Source organism: Cellulosilyticum sp. ST5 (assembly GCF_046529625.1).
Taxonomy (GTDB): Bacteria; Bacillota; Clostridia; order Lachnospirales; family Cellulosilyticaceae; genus Cellulosilyticum; species Cellulosilyticum lentocellum.
This window is the reverse complement of the sequence record NZ_CP132338.1, coordinates 2231457-2248253: the sequence shown is the minus strand read 5'-3', so window position 1 is coordinate 2248253 and position 16797 is coordinate 2231457. Positions and strand designations below refer to the sequence as shown.

15 protein-coding genes, 3 tRNA genes and 1 other annotated feature are annotated in these 16797 nt (G+C 35.0%); of the genes, 14 read left to right on the top strand and 4 right to left on the bottom strand.

Annotated elements, in window-relative coordinates; genetic code table 11:
* The first annotated feature begins 154 nt into the window (after positions 1-154).
* The 5 genes from QTL86_RS10930 to leuS all read left to right on the top strand — a co-directional run bounded on the left by QTL86_RS10930 (position 155) and on the right by leuS (position 8186).
* Positions 155-517 carry a PadR family transcriptional regulator gene (locus tag QTL86_RS10930; protein WP_013656338.1) on the top strand — a complete coding sequence of 121 codons (363 nt, stop codon included), beginning with the start codon at positions 155-157 and terminating at the stop codon, positions 515-517.
* A complete protein-coding gene (locus QTL86_RS10925) occupies positions 489-2099 on the top strand; it encodes an FtsW/RodA/SpoVE family cell cycle protein (RefSeq protein WP_410497195.1) in 1611 nt (536 codons plus the stop codon). The genes QTL86_RS10930 and QTL86_RS10925 overlap by 29 nt, the downstream gene beginning before the upstream one ends.
* Before the next feature lie 239 nt (positions 2100-2338).
* Entirely contained in the window at positions 2339-3655 is a 1317-nt protein-coding gene (locus QTL86_RS10920; RefSeq protein WP_410497193.1) for an IS4 family transposase, read from the top strand.
* 713 nt (positions 3656-4368) lie between these two features.
* Entirely contained in the window at positions 4369-5355 is a 987-nt protein-coding gene (locus QTL86_RS10915) for a DUF4349 domain-containing protein (RefSeq protein ID WP_127066040.1), read from the top strand.
* Positions 5356-5443: 88 nt separating this feature from the next.
* Positions 5444-5659, top strand: a binding site (T-box leader).
* A gap of 130 nt (positions 5660-5789) precedes the next feature.
* Positions 5790-8186 carry a leucine--tRNA ligase gene (gene leuS / locus QTL86_RS10910; RefSeq protein WP_410497192.1) on the top strand — a complete coding sequence of 799 codons (2397 nt, stop codon included), beginning with the start codon at positions 5790-5792 and terminating at the stop codon, positions 8184-8186.
* Between the two features lie 83 nt (positions 8187-8269).
* On the opposite strand, the gene rbsK is transcribed toward leuS, so the two are convergent.
* Complete coding sequence (rbsK, locus tag QTL86_RS10905; RefSeq protein WP_127066042.1) at positions 8270-9196, bottom strand: ribokinase; 927 nt, start codon at positions 9194-9196, stop codon at positions 8270-8272.
* A gap of 201 nt (positions 9197-9397) precedes the next feature.
* On the opposite strand from rbsK, the gene QTL86_RS10900 reads away from it, so the two are divergent.
* Both QTL86_RS10900 and QTL86_RS10895 read left to right on the top strand, forming a co-directional pair.
* Entirely contained in the window at positions 9398-10177 is a 780-nt protein-coding gene (locus QTL86_RS10900) for an AAC(3) family N-acetyltransferase (RefSeq protein WP_127066043.1), read from the top strand.
* 103 nt (positions 10178-10280) lie between these two features.
* Positions 10281-10439 (top strand): hypothetical protein, encoded by a 159-nt coding sequence (locus QTL86_RS10895; RefSeq protein ID WP_013656344.1) that lies wholly within the window; start codon positions 10281-10283, stop codon positions 10437-10439.
* Positions 10440-10535: 96 nt separating this feature from the next.
* On the opposite strand, the gene QTL86_RS10890 is transcribed toward QTL86_RS10895, so the two are convergent.
* Together QTL86_RS10890 and QTL86_RS10885 are read right to left on the bottom strand one after the other, a co-directional pair.
* On the bottom strand, positions 10536-10808 hold the full coding sequence (locus QTL86_RS10890; protein WP_410497191.1) for a hypothetical protein: 273 nt from the start codon (positions 10806-10808) through the stop codon (positions 10536-10538).
* A 37-nt stretch (positions 10809-10845) separates the two neighbouring features.
* A complete protein-coding gene (locus QTL86_RS10885) occupies positions 10846-11367 on the bottom strand; it encodes a hypothetical protein (protein ID WP_127066045.1) in 522 nt (173 codons plus the stop codon).
* 129 nt (positions 11368-11496) lie between these two features.
* On the opposite strand from QTL86_RS10885, the gene QTL86_RS10880 reads away from it, so the two are divergent.
* Positions 11497-11886 carry a hypothetical protein gene (locus tag QTL86_RS10880; RefSeq protein WP_013656347.1) on the top strand — a complete coding sequence of 130 codons (390 nt, stop codon included), beginning with the start codon at positions 11497-11499 and terminating at the stop codon, positions 11884-11886.
* A gap of 270 nt (positions 11887-12156) precedes the next feature.
* Here the strand turns inward: QTL86_RS10880 and QTL86_RS10875 are convergent, their stop codons facing one another.
* A complete protein-coding gene (locus QTL86_RS10875) occupies positions 12157-12393 on the bottom strand; it encodes a hypothetical protein (RefSeq protein WP_013656349.1) in 237 nt (78 codons plus the stop codon).
* A gap of 578 nt (positions 12394-12971) precedes the next feature.
* Between QTL86_RS10875 and QTL86_RS10870 the strand changes: the two genes are divergently transcribed.
* The 6 genes from QTL86_RS10870 to QTL86_RS10845 all read left to right on the top strand — a co-directional run bounded on the left by QTL86_RS10870 (position 12972) and on the right by QTL86_RS10845 (position 16775).
* A complete protein-coding gene (locus QTL86_RS10870; RefSeq protein ID WP_410497190.1) occupies positions 12972-14336 on the top strand; it encodes a 2-isopropylmalate synthase in 1365 nt (454 codons plus the stop codon).
* Positions 14337-14533: 197 nt separating this feature from the next.
* Positions 14534-15670: an isocitrate/isopropylmalate family dehydrogenase gene (locus QTL86_RS10865; RefSeq protein WP_410497189.1), complete on the top strand. Its 1137-nt coding sequence runs from the start codon at positions 14534-14536 to the stop codon at positions 15668-15670.
* A gap of 369 nt (positions 15671-16039) precedes the next feature.
* Positions 16040-16330: a hypothetical protein gene (locus QTL86_RS10860; RefSeq protein ID WP_013656352.1), complete on the top strand. Its 291-nt coding sequence runs from the start codon at positions 16040-16042 to the stop codon at positions 16328-16330.
* A gap of 141 nt (positions 16331-16471) precedes the next feature.
* A tRNA-Glu gene (locus QTL86_RS10855) sits at positions 16472-16543 on the top strand.
* 62 nt (positions 16544-16605) lie between these two features.
* Positions 16606-16680 (top strand) — tRNA-Pro (locus tag QTL86_RS10850).
* Positions 16681-16702: 22 nt separating this feature from the next.
* Positions 16703-16775, top strand: a tRNA-Lys gene (locus QTL86_RS10845).
* Positions 16776-16797: the final 22 nt, after the last annotated feature.

The window sequence follows — 16797 nt, the reverse complement described above, 5'->3', positions numbered from 1 at the left end:
GTTGAACTTTTATAATGTCTATCTATTTCCTAAAAAAGATATAAAGCGTCTTCTCAGTACATAAAACTAAGACTTTTTTTAACTGTTGCATTTTTTGAAAAGATATAGTAATCTATACATAGATTTACGATGTATTGTAATGGGAGGTATAGAGATGGCGATTAGCAAAGAATTACTTAAGGGAACAACTACCTTACTCATTTTACAACTATTAAATGAGAAGGACCAGTATGGTTATGAGCTCACTAAAGCATTAGAGCAAAGAACCGACAACCTTTTTACACTTAAGGAAGGAACCCTGTATCCTATTTTGCATGCTCTTGAAAATGAAGGGATGATAGAGGCTTATTGGGAAGATACCCAGTCGGCTAGAAAGCGTAAATATTATCGCATTACAGAAGCAGGAAAAAAGGGACTTAAAGAGAAGAAAGAAGAGTGGCAGCTTTATTCTGAAGGTGTAAGAAAGGTAATAGGGGGAGGGGTACTTAGTGAACCATTATGTAGATGCTTTTCTTAAAGAAGTATTAGAGCAAGTAAGATATAAAAAGATGCATCCTCAAATAGCTCAAGAATTAAATGACCATATTGAATCTTTAAAGGAAACATTAATGGAGGAAGAAGGATACACAGAGGATAAGGCTTATGAAGAAGCAGTAAGACAAATGGGAGAGAGCGTGGAGATCGGTAAGAGTCTTCACAAAATGCATAAGCCGAGGTTAGAGTGGCCTACAGTCTTACTTATAGTAGGTCTTCTGGGAATTAGTTTAATTACTATGTTTACTTATGAGTATTATTTTAGTACATATATGCAAGGGACAAGTTACTTGCACAAGCAATTTATCTGTATAGTAATAGGTGCTGTTGGTTTAATAGGTATGTATTTTATGGATTATAAAAGGATAGAGAAATATTCGTTACTTTTATATGTAGTAGCACTGGTTTTACTTATCCTAACTTTTTTATGGGGATATGAATTAAATGGAGCAAAAAAATGGATAAGAATAGGTATCTTCCATGGAGCAAAAAAATGGTTAGGAATAGGTGTTTTTCAGCTTGAAACAGCGGTATTAGTCTCCCCACTCATTATAATAAGTTATATAGGATTAGCAAGAAAATGGAGTAAGAAAGGAAAGCCTGGCGCTATGCTTTTATTCGTGCTGATGATGCTTCCTACAATATTTTATGTGAGAGGGAATCTTGCTCAAGGGATAATCGTTTTTATTGTGCTAGTGGGGATTTTCTATAGACATTATCCTAACTGTTTAAAGCTGATATCGATAAAAAAGCATCATTTCATCGTGTGGATTACTATACTAGGAGTGGCGGGAACCTTCTTTATTAAAAAGATAATAGAGGCCCCTCAACGGGTGGATCGTATAAGGGCTTGGCTCAATCCTAGTATTGACCCTATGGAAGATGGATGGCTTACGATACAGCTTAGAAATATGTGTAAGGGTGCAAGTCTTGTAGGAAATGATGGTTTATTTTATACATTAGAGCAATCAGGAGTAGCGCAAGTGGTATCACCTTATGGAAGCATGGGGGTTACGGATTATATCCTTAATTTTATGATTGGTGTTTTGGGAATATTACCAGCTATTATTTTGGTGTGTATGATTATAGGACTTCTTATAAGATGCTTTAAAACAGCAGCTAAGGTGAGAGAAGGGTATGGACATGATTTATTAATCAGTATTAGTAGCTTATTCAGTGTACAATTTATATTGAGTATACTCTTAAACTTAGGGCTTCTTCCAAGTGTAAGTGGCGCTTATATGCCTTTTGTTTCCTATGGAGGGTCTAACTTGGTTTGCAATATGATACTGATAGGCTTTTTTCTAGGCATTTATCGCCGCAAAGATATTAATCCAGTCCAGTTGATTAGTGAGGGTACAGCAGAAGCTAGGAGGCCAGGATGGATGCAGTGGGTGAATGCATTTTTTGAAATAGAAGATAAAGAGATAGATAAAGATTTTAAAGATAATTTTGAAGGGGAATTAAGTAATAGAGCATTAGCTGAAGCAGCCCTTAATTTTTTAAGGGGCTGTGAGGAAGTAGAATCAGTAGAGGTAGTTTTTAAGGATCAAGTACAAGAGTAGAACATTAAGATTGAAATCAACTAAACGACAAAAAGGGAACCATGCATACATGCCAATGTCATTAAGTTAAGATGACGAAAAAAGATCTCTATACCAATCAAATGGTATAGAGATCTTTTTTTGAAAAAGTAGTTGACAAGACAAAGAAAATGTGTGGCCGCTCTCACTACTGATTGAATAAAGAGGTAGTGAGAGCGGCCCTTGTAATTAAAGGAAACTTAGTTACAAGGAGGACACATATGAAACCCAAACAAATTAAAAAGCTTTTAGTAGATGAAATCCAAAAGTTAGCTGACAATCCGCAAGATTATTGTACCAATCCAGGTAGTGATTTTTTACGCAAAAGAAAATTGCCCATGAATAAAATTTTAGCTGGAATTATTGGAATGGGAAGTGGGAGCCTTACAAACGAATTATTAGATCTATTTGGTGCATCTGCAGATACACCCACTTCTTCTGCGTTTGTTCAGCAGAGGAAAAAGATAAAGCCCGAAGCGTTTAAGAAGATATTTGACGGCTTTTCAAGTAAACTTATAGATAACTTTAATGAAGATATGCCCATACTTGCTGTTGATGGGTCTGATGTACAGATTCCTACCAATCCTGATGATTTAAATTCATTTCATTCTGGAAAAGATGGAAGAAAATCATATAATCTTCTGCATATAAATGCGTTGTATAATATAAATTATTCTATTTATCATGATGTGATAATACAAAAATCTAAAGAAAAGAATGAACATAACGCTCTACAAGAAATGGTTGATCGTTCTGAAATTCCTAAAGCACTCGTGATAGCTGATAGAGGTTATGAATCTTTCAACAGCATGGCTCACATTCAAGAAAAAGGATGGTTCTTTCTTATTCGTGTCAAAGATGGAATTAATGGTATAAAGAATGGATTGGATTTACCCAAAACAGACTGTTTTGATATTGATATTTCTTTAAAACTTACAAGAAAGAAAACGAATGCAGTCAAAGAACTTTTCAAAGACAAAAATCATTATCGAAGTGTTTCTTCAGCCCAACCGTTTGATTATTTACCACTTAAAAACAAGAAATCTGAACCTGCTAAATTCTATGAATTACACTTCCGAATAGTGAGATTTCCTATTTCAGAAACTTCCTATGAAACAATAGTTACAAATCTAAATAGTGAAAAGTATCCTCCTGATGAGGTAAAAAAACTGTATGCTTCTCGTTGGGAGATTGAAACATCTTTTCGAGATTTGAAATATACGATTGGAATGTTAGATTTTCATTCAAAAAAGGTGATGTGTATCCAACAAGAAATCTATGCACATATGATAATGTATAACTTTGCAGAAATGATTACCTCCCACGTAGTCATTGAAAAAAAGCAAAGAAAGCATACATATAAAGCAAATTTCTCAGTTGCAGTGCATATGTGTAGGTTATTCTATCATGGAAAAGCAACATCACCTGATGTAGAAGCCATAATTGCAAAAAATCTCATTCCTATAAGACCTGATAGGCATAGGGAACGAAACTTAATTGTTAAGATTTTTCATGGCTTCCTTTATAGAGTAGCATAAATTTTTGTAAAAGAATATAAATTTTGAGGCAGATGCAAATCTGTCTATTTGTGGTACCTGGAAATAGAAAAAGAAGCTGAAGAAATAAATCTTCAACTTCTTTTCCTAGGGATGCGTTTCTATCACAATGTTAACTTAATGACATTGGCATACATGCATGATTCCCTTTTTGTCTCCCAGACTCTAGTTTAACTTTCATTTTTCCTTCAGTAAGCCTCATCAAAGGCATAATAATGGCTCCTCAGCATATAGATGCTATAAGAAGAGGTATACTTTAGGTATTATGAAAGCTAAACCAATGAGTGAGGAGCTCTTAAAAGTCTTAGCCGGCGCACCTTTATGAGAGGAAGCTTAGGCCTTAAGACTCTGGTTTGAAACTTTGTTTGTTGGTACTGCTATAGATATAAAAACGCACTCGATAACTTATAAGTGGCGCCTCCCTGTCAGCGCACAAGTGAACATTTTCCTTAGAGCCAGAGGTACCTATAACAATAGATTGAGACTTGGTCGACCCGGTCAGTTCCTCAGGTTGATGCTGCGGTGATTATGCCGAGGGAAGTTATTTAATTTGTTTTTACACTTCTATATATGTGGGTTGCAAGTGGAATCCCTAATGAAAAATAAAATATTTTTGAAAATTTAAATAAAATGGGGAACTCAGTTGTTCTTTTTACGTCTAAAGAATTAAATAAATATTGAGGGGGAGTCAAGTGATGAAAAAATGGGGAAATCAATTTAAAAAACTAATGTTTGTAGTAGGAATAAGTAGCATGGTATTAGTTAATGGCTGTGGTAGTAAGTCTGCAAGTGAAACAGCTGCTGTACCTGCTGAGAATGCTTATGCAGCACCACAAGAAGAAGCAGCCTATACTAGCAATGAATCTTCAGTTACTAGCGAAGAAAAAGCAGTCCAAGATGCAGCGGGGTATACTGGTGAGAATCCGAAAATTAATACCACCTCAACGTATAATCGTAAAGTGATTAAAACAGGAAATATGGAGATTCAAACAGAGCACTTTGGTCAAACGGTTGAAAGCTTAACGAACTGTGTAATCAGCTTAGGGGGTTACATAGAAAGTTCGAATATTCAAGGAAGTAGCTTTTACAATAAGGATTCTAATAACCGAACAGCTACTTTAACAGTGAGAGTGCCACAGGCCCAGTTTGATGTTTTTGTCAATCGGGGAAGTGAATTTGGTAATGTATCTTACTTATCTTGCAATAGTGAAGATGTGACAAGTGCTTATGTAGATACAGAAATCAGGTTAAAGACATTAAAAGCAAGATATGACCGTTTACTAAAACTTCTAGAGAAATCAGGGACGCTTCAGGAACTATTTGAATTAGAACAAGAAGTTAGTAATGTTACTTATGAAATAGAAAATCTAAGTGGTACACTTCAGCACTATGATGCTTTAGTAGATATGGGTACGCTTTCTATTCAAGTGCAAGAAGTAAAAGAAATAGTAGTAGAGGAAGAAGTAGTAGATCCAACCTTTGGTAAGCAAGTAGAAGAAGTGTTTAAAGGCTCTATGAATACCTTAATGGAAATAGGTAAAGGGCTCATCATTTTAGTTACAGGACTTCTACCTTTTGTTGTCATAATTATCCCTGTTATACTAATTGGTGTTAACCTTTATAAAAGAAATAATAAGAAAAAAAGGACACTAGAGAAAAACGAAGAAGAAAATGAAGAATAAAGTGTACTACATTATGTTAATATCCTCAATAAACCGTTGCTTTTCATCATTAAGTATGATAAAATTTGCCTTATAAAAATAGTATACATTAAAAACAATGATGCGAAGTAGTAGGAAAGTCGTTTTATCAGAGAGCTACTGGGTGGTGTGAAGTAGTAAAATGGATTTTGTGAACTCGTCGCTAAGTTCCAGGCTGAACTCATAGTAGGTCATGGCGGGTCTTCCCGTTATAGAAGTTTGAGTGTGTAGGGGATTCCCTGCAAATAAGAGTGGTAACGCGGAAATAGAACCTTTCGTCTCTTGGAATATCTAAGAGTCGGAAGGTTTTTTTGATGCTATTTACTAAAGGAAAAACATCACTATATAGCCACTATTATAAATAGTAATTGTACATGTTATAGTGATTTAAACACAATACCTAAGGAGGCAAAACAATGCAATACAATCACAAAGAGATTGAACAAAAATGGCGTAAACATTGGGAAGAGCACCCAGTTAATGTTGAAACAGAAGGTAAAAAGCCTTATTACTGTTTAGATATGTTCCCATATCCATCAGGAAATGGTCTTCACGTAGGTCACTGGAGAGGTTATGTACTTTCAGATGTATGGAGCCGCTATAAAATTCTTCAAAACCACTATGTCCTTCACCCAATGGGATGGGATGCCTTTGGTCTTCCAGCAGAAAACTATGCCATCCAAAAGAAAGTACACCCAGCTATTGCTACAGCAGAAAACGTTGCAAACTTCAAACGTCAACTTCACGATATCAGTGCTGTTTATGACTGGGATAAGGAAGTTAATACAACAGATCCAGAGTTCTACAAATGGACACAATGGATTTTCCTTAAAATGTTTGAAAATGGACTTGCTTATGAAAAAGAGATGCCAATCAACTGGTGTCCATCATGTAAAACAGGTCTTGCAAATGAAGAAGTAAAAGAAGGCTGTTGTGATCGTTGTGGCAGTACCGTTACGAAGAAAAACCTTCGTCAATGGATGCTTAAAATTACAAATTATGCAGAAAGACTTCTTAATGACTTAGATGGTCTTGATTGGCCAGAAAAAGTTAAAAAGATGCAAGCTGACTGGATTGGTAAAAGCTATGGTGCTGAAATCGACTTCGAAATCGAAGGTACAGATGAAAAGATTAAAGTTTTCACCACTAGACCAGATACACTTTATGGGGCAAGCTTTATGGTAATGGCACCAGAGCATGCAAAAGTGATGGCACTTACTACAGAAAGCCAAAAAGCTGAAGTTGAAAAATATGTATTTGATGCTTCTACAAAATCATCAGTAGACCGTATGGCTGACAAAGAAAAAACAGGTGTATTCTTAGGTAGATATGCAATCAATCCTCTTAATGGAGCAAAAATTCCAGTATGGATTTCTGACTATGTACTTTCTGACTATGGTACAGGTGCCATCATGTGTGTACCAGCTCATGATGATAGAGACTTTGCTTTTGCTAAGAAATTTGATTTACCAATCATCCAGGTTATTTCTAAGTCAGGAGAAGAAGAAGAGCTTACTGAGGCTTACACAGAAGCTGGTGTCATGATTAATTCAGGAGATTTCAATGGCATGCCATCTGAAGAAGCTAAAAAAGCCATTCCAGAGTTCCTTGAAACACAAAATATTGGTAAGAAAACAACTAACTACAAGCTTCGTGACTGGGTATTCTCACGTCAAAGATATTGGGGAGAACCAATCCCAGTTGTTCACTGTGACTGCTGTGGTATTGTAGGGGTTAAAGAAGAAGACCTTCCAATTCGTCTTCCAGATGTAGAAAGCTATGAGCCAACAGGTACAGGTGAATCTCCACTTGCAGCTATTGATGAGTGGGTTAACACAACTTGTCCAAAATGTGGTGGTCCAGCTAAACGTGAAACAAACACAATGCCACAATGGGCTGGTTCATCTTGGTACTTCTTAAGATATCCAAACCCACACAATGATGAGGAGCTTATTAGCAAAGAAGATATGAAAAAATGGCTACCAGTAGATATGTACGTTGGTGGTATCGAGCATGCTGTTCTTCACCTTCTTTACGCTCGTTTCTATACTAAATTTTTATTTGATATTGGAGTAGTAGACTTTGAAGAACCATTCAAACGTCTCTTCAACCAAGGTATGGTAACTAAAGCTGGCGCTAAAATGAGTAAATCAAAAGGAAATGTTGTTTCTCCAGATGAGCTTGTTGAGAAATATGGCTGTGACTCACTTCGTATGTATGAACTCTTCATTGGACCACCAGAACTTGATTCTGAATGGGATGATAGAGGTATTGAAGGGGTTTACCGTTTCCTTAATAAAGTATGGAAATTAGTGGATGAAAACACTGCAGTAGCAGAAACAAAAGATATGGAAAGAATTCGCCATAAACTTATTCGCGATATTACAGTGCGTATGGAAAACTTCAACTTAAATACAGTAGTAAGTGGTTTCATGCAATACACTAATGAGCTTCTTGACCTTCAAAAGAAACAAGGAGGCCTTGCTAATGAAACACTTAAGGCTCTTGTTATTCTTTTAGCACCATTTGTGCCACATATTAGTGAGGAGCTTTGGGCTAAAGTAGGCGGAAGCGGCAGCGTATTTGAAAATACATGGCCAACTTACGATGAAGAAAAAATGAAAGAAGATGAAGTAGAAATCGTTGTTCAAATCACAGGAAAAATTGCTGCACGTATGATGATTTCTCCAGAAGCAAGTCAAGAAGAAGCAATTACAAAAGCAAAAGAGCTTATTGCTGATAAGTTAGCAGGTAAGACGGTGGTTAAAGAAATTTATGTTCCAGGACGTATTGTTAACCTTGTAGCTAAATAATAAAATACAAAGTAAAAAGACATGTTACTTCTAAGTAACATGTCTTTTTACTTTGTAAATAGATATGAGATTATCATAAAATTTTATAAGTTTTCTGTAGTGGGTAGTATTTCTTCTCGGAAAGGAATTGAACTTTGAGCACCTTCACGAGTAACTGTTATAGCAGCCACTTGATTACCAAAGACAATAGCTTCTTCAATGGATTTTCCTTCAGCAAGATAAACAGCTAAGGCACCATTAAAGGAGTCTCCAGCAGCAGTTGTATCGATTGCCTTGACACTGAGTGCAGGGAAGTGACGAGCTTCTTCTAGTGTGACTAAAACGGCGCCTTTTTCACCTAAAGTCGTAATGACATGTTTAACACCAGAGCGAAGTAAAGTTTGTGCAGCAATAATAGCATCATCTACTGTAGTAACAGGTTGATTTGTTAAAGTGCTCAATTCGGTTTCGTTAGGGGTTATATAATCAATTTTACTTAGTATTTCATTAGGTAAATGACTAATGGCAGGTGCTGGATTAAGGATAATGGTCTTATGATACTTGTGTGCTAAGGTAGCAGCTTCATAGACAGCTTCTAAAGGAATTTCTAATTGTAGCATAATAATGTCGGCTACTTTAAAGAGCTCATCATGAGCCATGATCACTTCTTTTGTTACTGTGTTATTGGCATTAGGGAGTACTACGATAGAATTATTACCCATCTTATTAAGATAGATAATGGCCATACCAGAGCCCGTTTCTGAATTTGCTTGAATAGGAGAGGTATTTACACCTGCTTTTTGAAGGCTTTGTAGGAGCTTTTCACCGGAAGGGTCCTTGCCTACAGCGCCTAGCATAGTCACATGACCACCTAAGCTAGAAGCAGCATAAGCTTGATTAGCCCCCTTACCACCAGGAACTTCTTTTGCAAAATGGCCTAGTAAGGTCTCACCAGCTATAGGGGTATGATCCACTTCAATAATCCAATCCATATTTAAGCTTCCTATGACTAATATATTTGACTTTTTCATAATAAGGCTCCTTTGTGTTAATCTTATTACTCATCTTAATACAAGGATTAATAACTGTCAAAGAGCCGAAAAAGATGAAGAATTTTTGGTAAAAATATAAAGTATTTTAATGAATAGCTAGAAAAGTTTGCTAAGTAAGGTGACTCATGATATGGTAGACATAAGATACATATTATACCTAGTAGAAAGGATAAGATAATAATGGCTTACACAAAGCAAGACTTATTGCAAGCACTAGAAAAATTAAAGATTAATCCAAGAGGCACCTTATTAGTTCACTCTTCTATGAAGAGTATAGGAGAAGTAGAAGGTGGTGCTGACACCGTATTAGACGCCTTAATGATTTACATGAAGGAAGGGCTATTGGTCTTGCCTACCCATACGTGGTCTTATATTAATGCAGAAAATCCTAAATTTGATGTAGTTCATTCAGAGGTATGTGTAGGCATTTTGCCAGAGTTATTTAGAAAAAGGCCAGGTGTTGTAAGATCGCTACATCCTACACATTCAGTAGCTGCCATAGGACAAGATAAAGAAGATTTTATAAAAGATAATGAGTTATGGCATACGCCTTGTGCAAGACAGTCTCCTTGGGGAAAATTATTAGATAGAAATGCACAGATTATGCTTTTAGGAGTGGACCTTAGAAGAAATACTTTTATACACGGCGTAGAAGAGTGGGTAGATATTAAAGGACGTCTGACAGATGAAATGGAGCCATTAGTTGTTATTAATGAAAAGGGAGAAGAGCTATCAGTGCCTTCTAGAAGACATTGTGGTGATCATTGGTCAGAATATTTTTGGAAAGTAGATGATTATTTTAAGGAAAAAGGTGTGATGCACCTAGGAAAGTTTGGCGATGCTACAGTTCGTATTTGCGAGACTCAGGGAGTGGCAGCGTTACTTAATGACATGCTAGCCATTAATCCTCATCTTTTTTCAAATAATGAACCATTAGAAATAGAACGTTATAGAAAGTAAACAAATTGCAAATAAAATATGACCATACTATGATTTGCTTGCAAAATAAGAACTATCTATTTAGGATAAGAATGATAAGTTTTAGATAAGGTAGGATAAGTGCATGGCAGAGCAAAAACAAAAAAAGAAAGCTAGAAAAAAACAAAAGGGTAGAAGAGTCTTCAGTAAAGGGTTTGTATTTTCTACTTTATTATTAGCAATCATTACTTTTTATGTGTGTTTAACAATAGGAATGAATATATACGATGAGATACCATTTTAATAAAAGGAAGCTTATAAAGGTTCTTTAATAAAATAGAAAAAATAAAGGTGCTATGAAAGATTAGCACCTTTATTTTATAGAGCAATACTATGTTTGTTAAAAGCCTTTTTTTGAAGAAAGCATCTTAACGAGAGCATCAAATTGTCCTCTTTGATTTTTAGGAAGTTGATTTTTAAAGTATTGAAGTATAGCAAGTTGCATCTCAGGAGTAAAGGGGATATTTTTTTGATTGGCTTCATTAGAAATAGCCATAAGAAGACCCAATACCTCTACATTACTTTTATAATTTGCACTGGACAAAATAGTTTCTAAACGACTAACAAAATCTTGATCAACACCTTGAAAAGCAGGGTTTTCAGAAAGCTTCATATCGTTTACCTCCTTTAAGAATAGTTTATATCATCGTTTATTTCATAAAACCGGAAAGTAATTTTAATAATTGAACTTGACTAGGATCTAGTAAAGGAGATAATTTATCTATGATTTGACTAGGATTGGGTGAAGCACTTTGTGTTTCTGCTGAAGTGGCAGAAGGTGTAATCGGTGGCGCCAGGGGTGCATCTTCAGGTATACCAGAGTCACTAGCATGCAAGGAATAAGTAGGTTCATCTAAACCATCAGTAGTACTACGTGGGCTTAATAAGTCTCTGGCTTCTGTAAGTTTTAAAATAGCATCTATAAAATAAGCTTTATCGCTAGAAAGATTTTGTTTAACATCCGTTAGAAAATTTTTTTCCCAACCGGTCTCTTGTGAACGGCTCATTGAACGCACAAAATCCTCACTGGAATATAAATTAATCGTATACATCAACTCCATGGCCTTAATAAGAACAGCTACAGGCCTTTGACGGTCTGCCCTTAGGTAAGGAAGAAGTGATTTAGAGATCATTAATACATCATTATTTACAGCCCGATCTAGAGTGCTCATACAAAACCTCCATTTAGGGTATCTTTTATAATGTATGATAGTTCTGAGGAAGATTAGAACCGAAATGGTTATTTTTATCTGAGTTAAAGAATAAAATACTAATGAATTCGTTAATAAGAGAGTGATCATATGGAGAATGAGAATTTAGTCGTGAATTTAGAACAGGATTTAACAGAAATAGCGGGATTGATATGGGGATATATGGACAAGAAATACATATCTCAGATGAAACGACAATTAGATGGTTATAGACAAAGCTGTGAACAAAATTTATGCAAGGAAGCACAGCTATTAAAAGCGATGATACCCTTTATGCCAGAAGAAAGTAAATTACTACAAACTGTAGTAGACACGATTATTTATAATGATATGATTGAAAAAAGCCTGGAAGAGCATGAGGAACTAGGGAGACTTTACAGAGATGAAAATAAAGACAGGGAAAATCTGAAGAAGCTCATGTATAAGCTTGTTTTATTCAAAATTGTAACAGCAATAGAAAAAGGAAGTATGGATGCATAAAGTGAGACTGTATAAAGGTCTTGTTAAGAAGGATTGACTTATATTGAAAAGCAGAAAGACAATGATATAATTATTTTTGTAAGAAAGAAAAACTATTTAATGAGCCATTTCGGTAAAACCTTTTCCCTAATAAGAGGCTGACTAAAAAGATGGAAAAATCCACTTTTTTGGTCAGCCTCTTCCAATTAGATAGTGAGTATATAAATGAAATAAATAAAATAGGAGAAGGACTAAAGAGTCCTCCTCCTATTTTTATTTATTTTATTAAGCCTATTGAATATCGTTTCTTAAGAAACCACAAGGTGATTTACAGAAGCACATCCAAACAATAACAATAATGATAATCCACATCCAAGCAGAATTGTCACAGCCACCAAAGAAATTATTGAATAAGCAATCTAGGTTAAAGCCGCCACCACAACTGCCTTTACCGCAAAATAGTAAGAAGAATGCTATAATAATGATAATACAAGTACAGTTATCTTCTAAGAATCTAAAATCTTCCATGATATTGCCTCCTATATTTAAAAATTTAATCTATAATATTCCTTTACAAAGTAGACAAACAACTCCTAGCATAATAATAAGACAACCACATTCACCTAAGCAGCAAATAAGAATAAGAGCCAAAATGATAAGGGGTAACCAGGATGAACAACTTAAGTGACATTGGTTACAGCAATTATGCTTAAAAGTGGGATGACAGTCAGAATATGAATGTGTGTTACAGCCCGAATTGCAGCAACCATTAAAAGCAGACATATTTGACCTCCTTATGAAAACTATATTTAATTATATGAACCTTCTATTTGAAAAATTACTTATATTACCAAAATAGTAAATGATAATATTTTTTTCTAGAAATAAAAACAAGTTTTGAGAAACTTTGTTCTTAGCTTCTTCATTAACTATAGTATGAAGTATGGAAAAAAATGTTACTCTTGTAAAATATTTTTTTATTTAAAAAATTATAATTTAATATTTAATTTTTTATTGACATGAATAGTATGATTGTATACAATTATACATAAGTAATTTTCAGATAATTAAAGGATTAAAAATAGAAAGATGCAAGGAGTGATACTGTGTTTGAACTAAATAAGAGAACTAATTTACTTACTAGCCCTGAAAAGAACCATTTATTAGAGGATAGAGCTGAGGCGAATATGTTTAGGGAATTTTTCCCTTATGATGAAATTCCTAGAGTTGCCTTCAACGATGTGCATGTGCCTATGACTATGCAGGAAAAGATTTATATTACAGATACGACTTTTAGAGATGGTCAACAGTCAAGAGCGCCTTATACAACTGAGCAAATTGTTGATATTTATAAAATGTTACATCGATTAAGTGGGCCTAATGGCATTGTTCAACAAAGTGAATTCTTCCTCTATAGCGAGAAAGACAGGCAAGCTGTTTATAAATGTAGAGAGTTAGGTTATGAGTTTCCACAGATTACTTCTTGGATTCGTGCATCTGAAAAAGATTTTCAGCTTGTAAAGGACATGGAGATTAATGAAACAGGTATTTTAGTAAGCTGTTCAGATTATCATATTTTCCATAAGCTACATATGAAACGTTCAGAAGCAATTGAACACTATACAAAGATTGTTAAACAATGTATTGATAAAGGCATCATTCCTCGTTGCCATTTTGAAGATATTACAAGAGCTGATATTTATAAATTCGTTGTTCCTTTTGCGAGGGAACTGATGAGAATTAGTGAAGAAACTAAGATGCCAATTAAAATTCGTGCTTGTGACACAATGGGCTACGGTGTAAGTTATCCAGGTGCTATGATTCCACGTAGTGTCCCAGGTATTATGTATGCACTTCATCAATATGCTGGTGTACCTCATGAATGGATTGAATGGCATGGACATAATGACTTTTATCGTGCTGTAGCTAATTCAACAGCAGCATGGCTTTATGGTTGTAATAGTGTTAACTGTTCTTTATTTGGTATAGGAGAAAGAACAGGTAATACACCTCTAGAAGCAATGGTTATGGAGTATGCACAGTTAAAAGGTACTTTAGATGGTATGGATACAACAGTAATCACTGAGCTTGCAGAGTATTTTGAAAATGTAATTGGAGAGAAAATACCAGAACGTACACCATTTGTAGGTAAAAACTTCAATGTAACAAGAGCAGGAATCCATGCAGATGGTTTACTTAAAAATGAAGAAATCTATAATATTTTTGATACTGAAAAACTTTTAAATAGACCTGTACGTGTCTCTATTAGTAATACATCAGGCCTTGCAGGTATTGCTCACTGGATTAATAGTAATCCTGATTGTAGTCAACTAAAAGGTATTGATAAAAATGATCCACTCTGTATTAGCATTAAAGATTGGGTAGATACACAATATGAAGATGGTCGTACGACTGTTATGAGTGATGAAGAATTAGAAGAATATATTAATCATTATCTTTCACAAAAATAGACATCTAAGGCAGCATGAGAAAATAACTTGAAGAAACACAAAGTATTTAGGTTAAAAAATGTAGTTGGGGATGTTGAAGTTAAAGCAGCATCTCCATTATTTTTTTATAAGATTATGATATAAAATTTAGACAAGTGTATATTTATTCTGATATAATAGAAAAGGATATAAAACGGAAAATTTAGGAGGTATATAAGATGGATAAGTTAGAAGCAGCAAAAGCTCACTTCGCAGCCTTAGTAGAGGAACAATTAGCTAGAGTAGAAAGAATGAAAAATGATACAAGGGCTGTAGATTACAGTAAGCTAGATCAAATCATTATCGGCTGCTGTGGTGGAGATGGTATTGGACCTGCTATTACAGCAGAAGCTGAGCGCGTTCTTCGTGCTGTACTTAAAGATGATGTAGCTAGTGGCAAAATTGTATTTAAACAAATTGACGGCTTAACGATAGAAAACCGTATTGCAGCTAATAAAGCTATTCCAGATGATGTGCTTGCTGAGCTTAAAGCCTGTGATATTATTTTAAAAGGCCCAACGACAACACCAAGTAAAGGTGATGGTCCTAATATTGAAAGCGCTAATGTGGCCATGAGAAGAGAGTTAGACTTATTTGCTAACGTACGACCAGTAGCAGTACCAGAAGAAGGTATTGATTGGACCTTTTTCCGTGAAAATACAGAGGGTGAATATGCACTTGGCAGCAAAGGGATTGCTTTAGATGCTGATATGTCTTTTGATTTTAAAGTAACAACTACGCAAGGCACAGAAAGAATAGCAAGACAAGCTTTTGAATTCGCACGTAAAAATGGTAAAAAACGTGTAGCTATTATTACAAAAGCTAATATTCTTAAGAAAACAGACGGTAAATTCTTAGAGCTTTGCTATAAAGTAGCTAAAGAATATCCAGAAATAGAAGTAGATGACTGGTTTGTAGATATTATTTCTGCTAATCTTATTAATGAAAAAGTAAGAAAGAATTTCGAAGTATTTGTACTTCCTAACCTTTATGGTGATATCATTACAGATGAAGCTGCTCAAATCCAAGGTGGTGTAGGTACTGCAGGTAGTGCTAATGTAGGTAATAAGTATGCGATGTTTGAAGCGATTCATGGTAGTGCACCAAGAATGGTGGAGACAGGAAGAGAACAATATGCTAATCCAGCGAGTATGATTAAAGCAGCAGAATTACTTCTTCGTCATATTGGCTATAAAGATGAAGCTGACCGTGTTATTGCAGCACTTAAGATTGCAAATGATACTATTAAAATGACAGGTAGAAATGATGGTGCAACAGGAGCAGAATTTGCTAACTGTGTTATTGAAAACTTATAAGCTTCTATACATAAGATGATGAGTCAAGGTGCCTTTCATTACTTAGTGATAAGTAATGAAAGGCACCTTTTGCTATGACTTATTTATTTGGATAGAAATTTGAATAGAAGAAAAAGGCTTTTTAAGACTTATCAAGTAGAATCATTAAATGCTAGAAAGCAAACTTTAAGAGGTTAAAAATGAGATAGAGAGATTAAGCATATGCTAAAGGTGCAGAACAAGTGAAGAAATAGTGAACATGAAAAATAAAATAGCATAAAATCACATACTTCACAAAAGAAAAAGCAACAAATATCAAATAAAATTTGTTATAATGAAATTAAATATAAAATTAAATATAAAATAAGTCACGACTAGGAGGAAATAAACTTGAAAAATAAGTTGGATATAGGAACAATAATTGCAATTGTTTGTGGCGTTCTAGCCGTTGTTTTTGCGGGGCTAATGTTACTGGGTAAGGTGACTGTAGACCTAGCAATTGTAGTGGTTGGAGCAACCCAAGTACTTAGTGGTTTAGTACAAATGCAAATGGTTAAAAAAGCTGAGTCAGAGGAAATTGGCGCGGAGAAATTTAAAGCAGCAAAGTTTACATTAATCTTAGGGGTGGTTTTCTTAGGATTAATGGCATTTAAATTAGTCTTTGTAGCACTTAACACATAAAGAGCTGTAAATATATACTATAATGAAGAAAGTTAATATAATGAGATAAGGCACTTCAGAAGAAGTGTCTTTTTTATTAAAGTTGATATAAAAAGTGTTGACATATGTAAATAGTTCATGTAATATAATAAAAGTCAACACGGCCCATTGGTCAAGCGGTCAAGACACCGCCCTTTCACGGCGGTAACACGAGTTCGATTCTCGTATGGGTCATTTGTTAGTGATGATACCCATCTGGAGACAGACTGGGAAAGTAAATGGTTGCTAACATAAAACGGGGTGTGGCTCAGTTTGGCTAGAGCGCCTGATTTGGGTTCAGGAGGCCGCAGGTTCGAGTCCTGTCACCCCGATTTCTCTTGTAAAAGAGAGTTTGGGTCACTAGCTCAGTCGGTAGAGCACTTGACTTTTAATCAAGTTGTCCCGGGTTCGATTCCCGGGTGGCTCAGTTATAAATAAGAGGCGTATTA

Coding starts and splice junctions, on each gene's coding strand:
- QTL86_RS10890 (WP_410497191.1), bottom strand. CDS start 10,808: ATGAAGCTTTCTGAAAACCCTGCTTTTCAAGGTGTTGATCAAGATTTT.
- QTL86_RS10875 (WP_013656349.1), bottom strand. CDS start 12,393: ATGGAAGATTTTAGATTCTTAGAAGATAACTGTACTTGTATTATCATT.
- QTL86_RS10880 (WP_013656347.1), top strand. CDS start 11,497: ATGGAGAATGAGAATTTAGTCGTGAATTTAGAACAGGATTTAACAGAA.
- QTL86_RS10930 (WP_013656338.1), top strand. CDS start 155: ATGGCGATTAGCAAAGAATTACTTAAGGGAACAACTACCTTACTCATT.
- QTL86_RS10895 (WP_013656344.1), top strand. CDS start 10,281: ATGGCAGAGCAAAAACAAAAAAAGAAAGCTAGAAAAAAACAAAAGGGT.
- QTL86_RS10920 (WP_410497193.1), top strand. CDS start 2,339: ATGAAACCCAAACAAATTAAAAAGCTTTTAGTAGATGAAATCCAAAAG.
- leuS (WP_410497192.1), top strand. CDS start 5,790: ATGCAATACAATCACAAAGAGATTGAACAAAAATGGCGTAAACATTGG.
- rbsK (WP_127066042.1), bottom strand. CDS start 9,196: ATGAAAAAGTCAAATATATTAGTCATAGGAAGCTTAAATATGGATTGG.
- QTL86_RS10900 (WP_127066043.1), top strand. CDS start 9,398: ATGGCTTACACAAAGCAAGACTTATTGCAAGCACTAGAAAAATTAAAG.
- QTL86_RS10915 (WP_127066040.1), top strand. CDS start 4,369: ATGAAAAAATGGGGAAATCAATTTAAAAAACTAATGTTTGTAGTAGGA.
- QTL86_RS10865 (WP_410497189.1), top strand. CDS start 14,534: ATGGATAAGTTAGAAGCAGCAAAAGCTCACTTCGCAGCCTTAGTAGAG.
- QTL86_RS10885 (WP_127066045.1), bottom strand. CDS start 11,367: ATGAGCACTCTAGATCGGGCTGTAAATAATGATGTATTAATGATCTCT.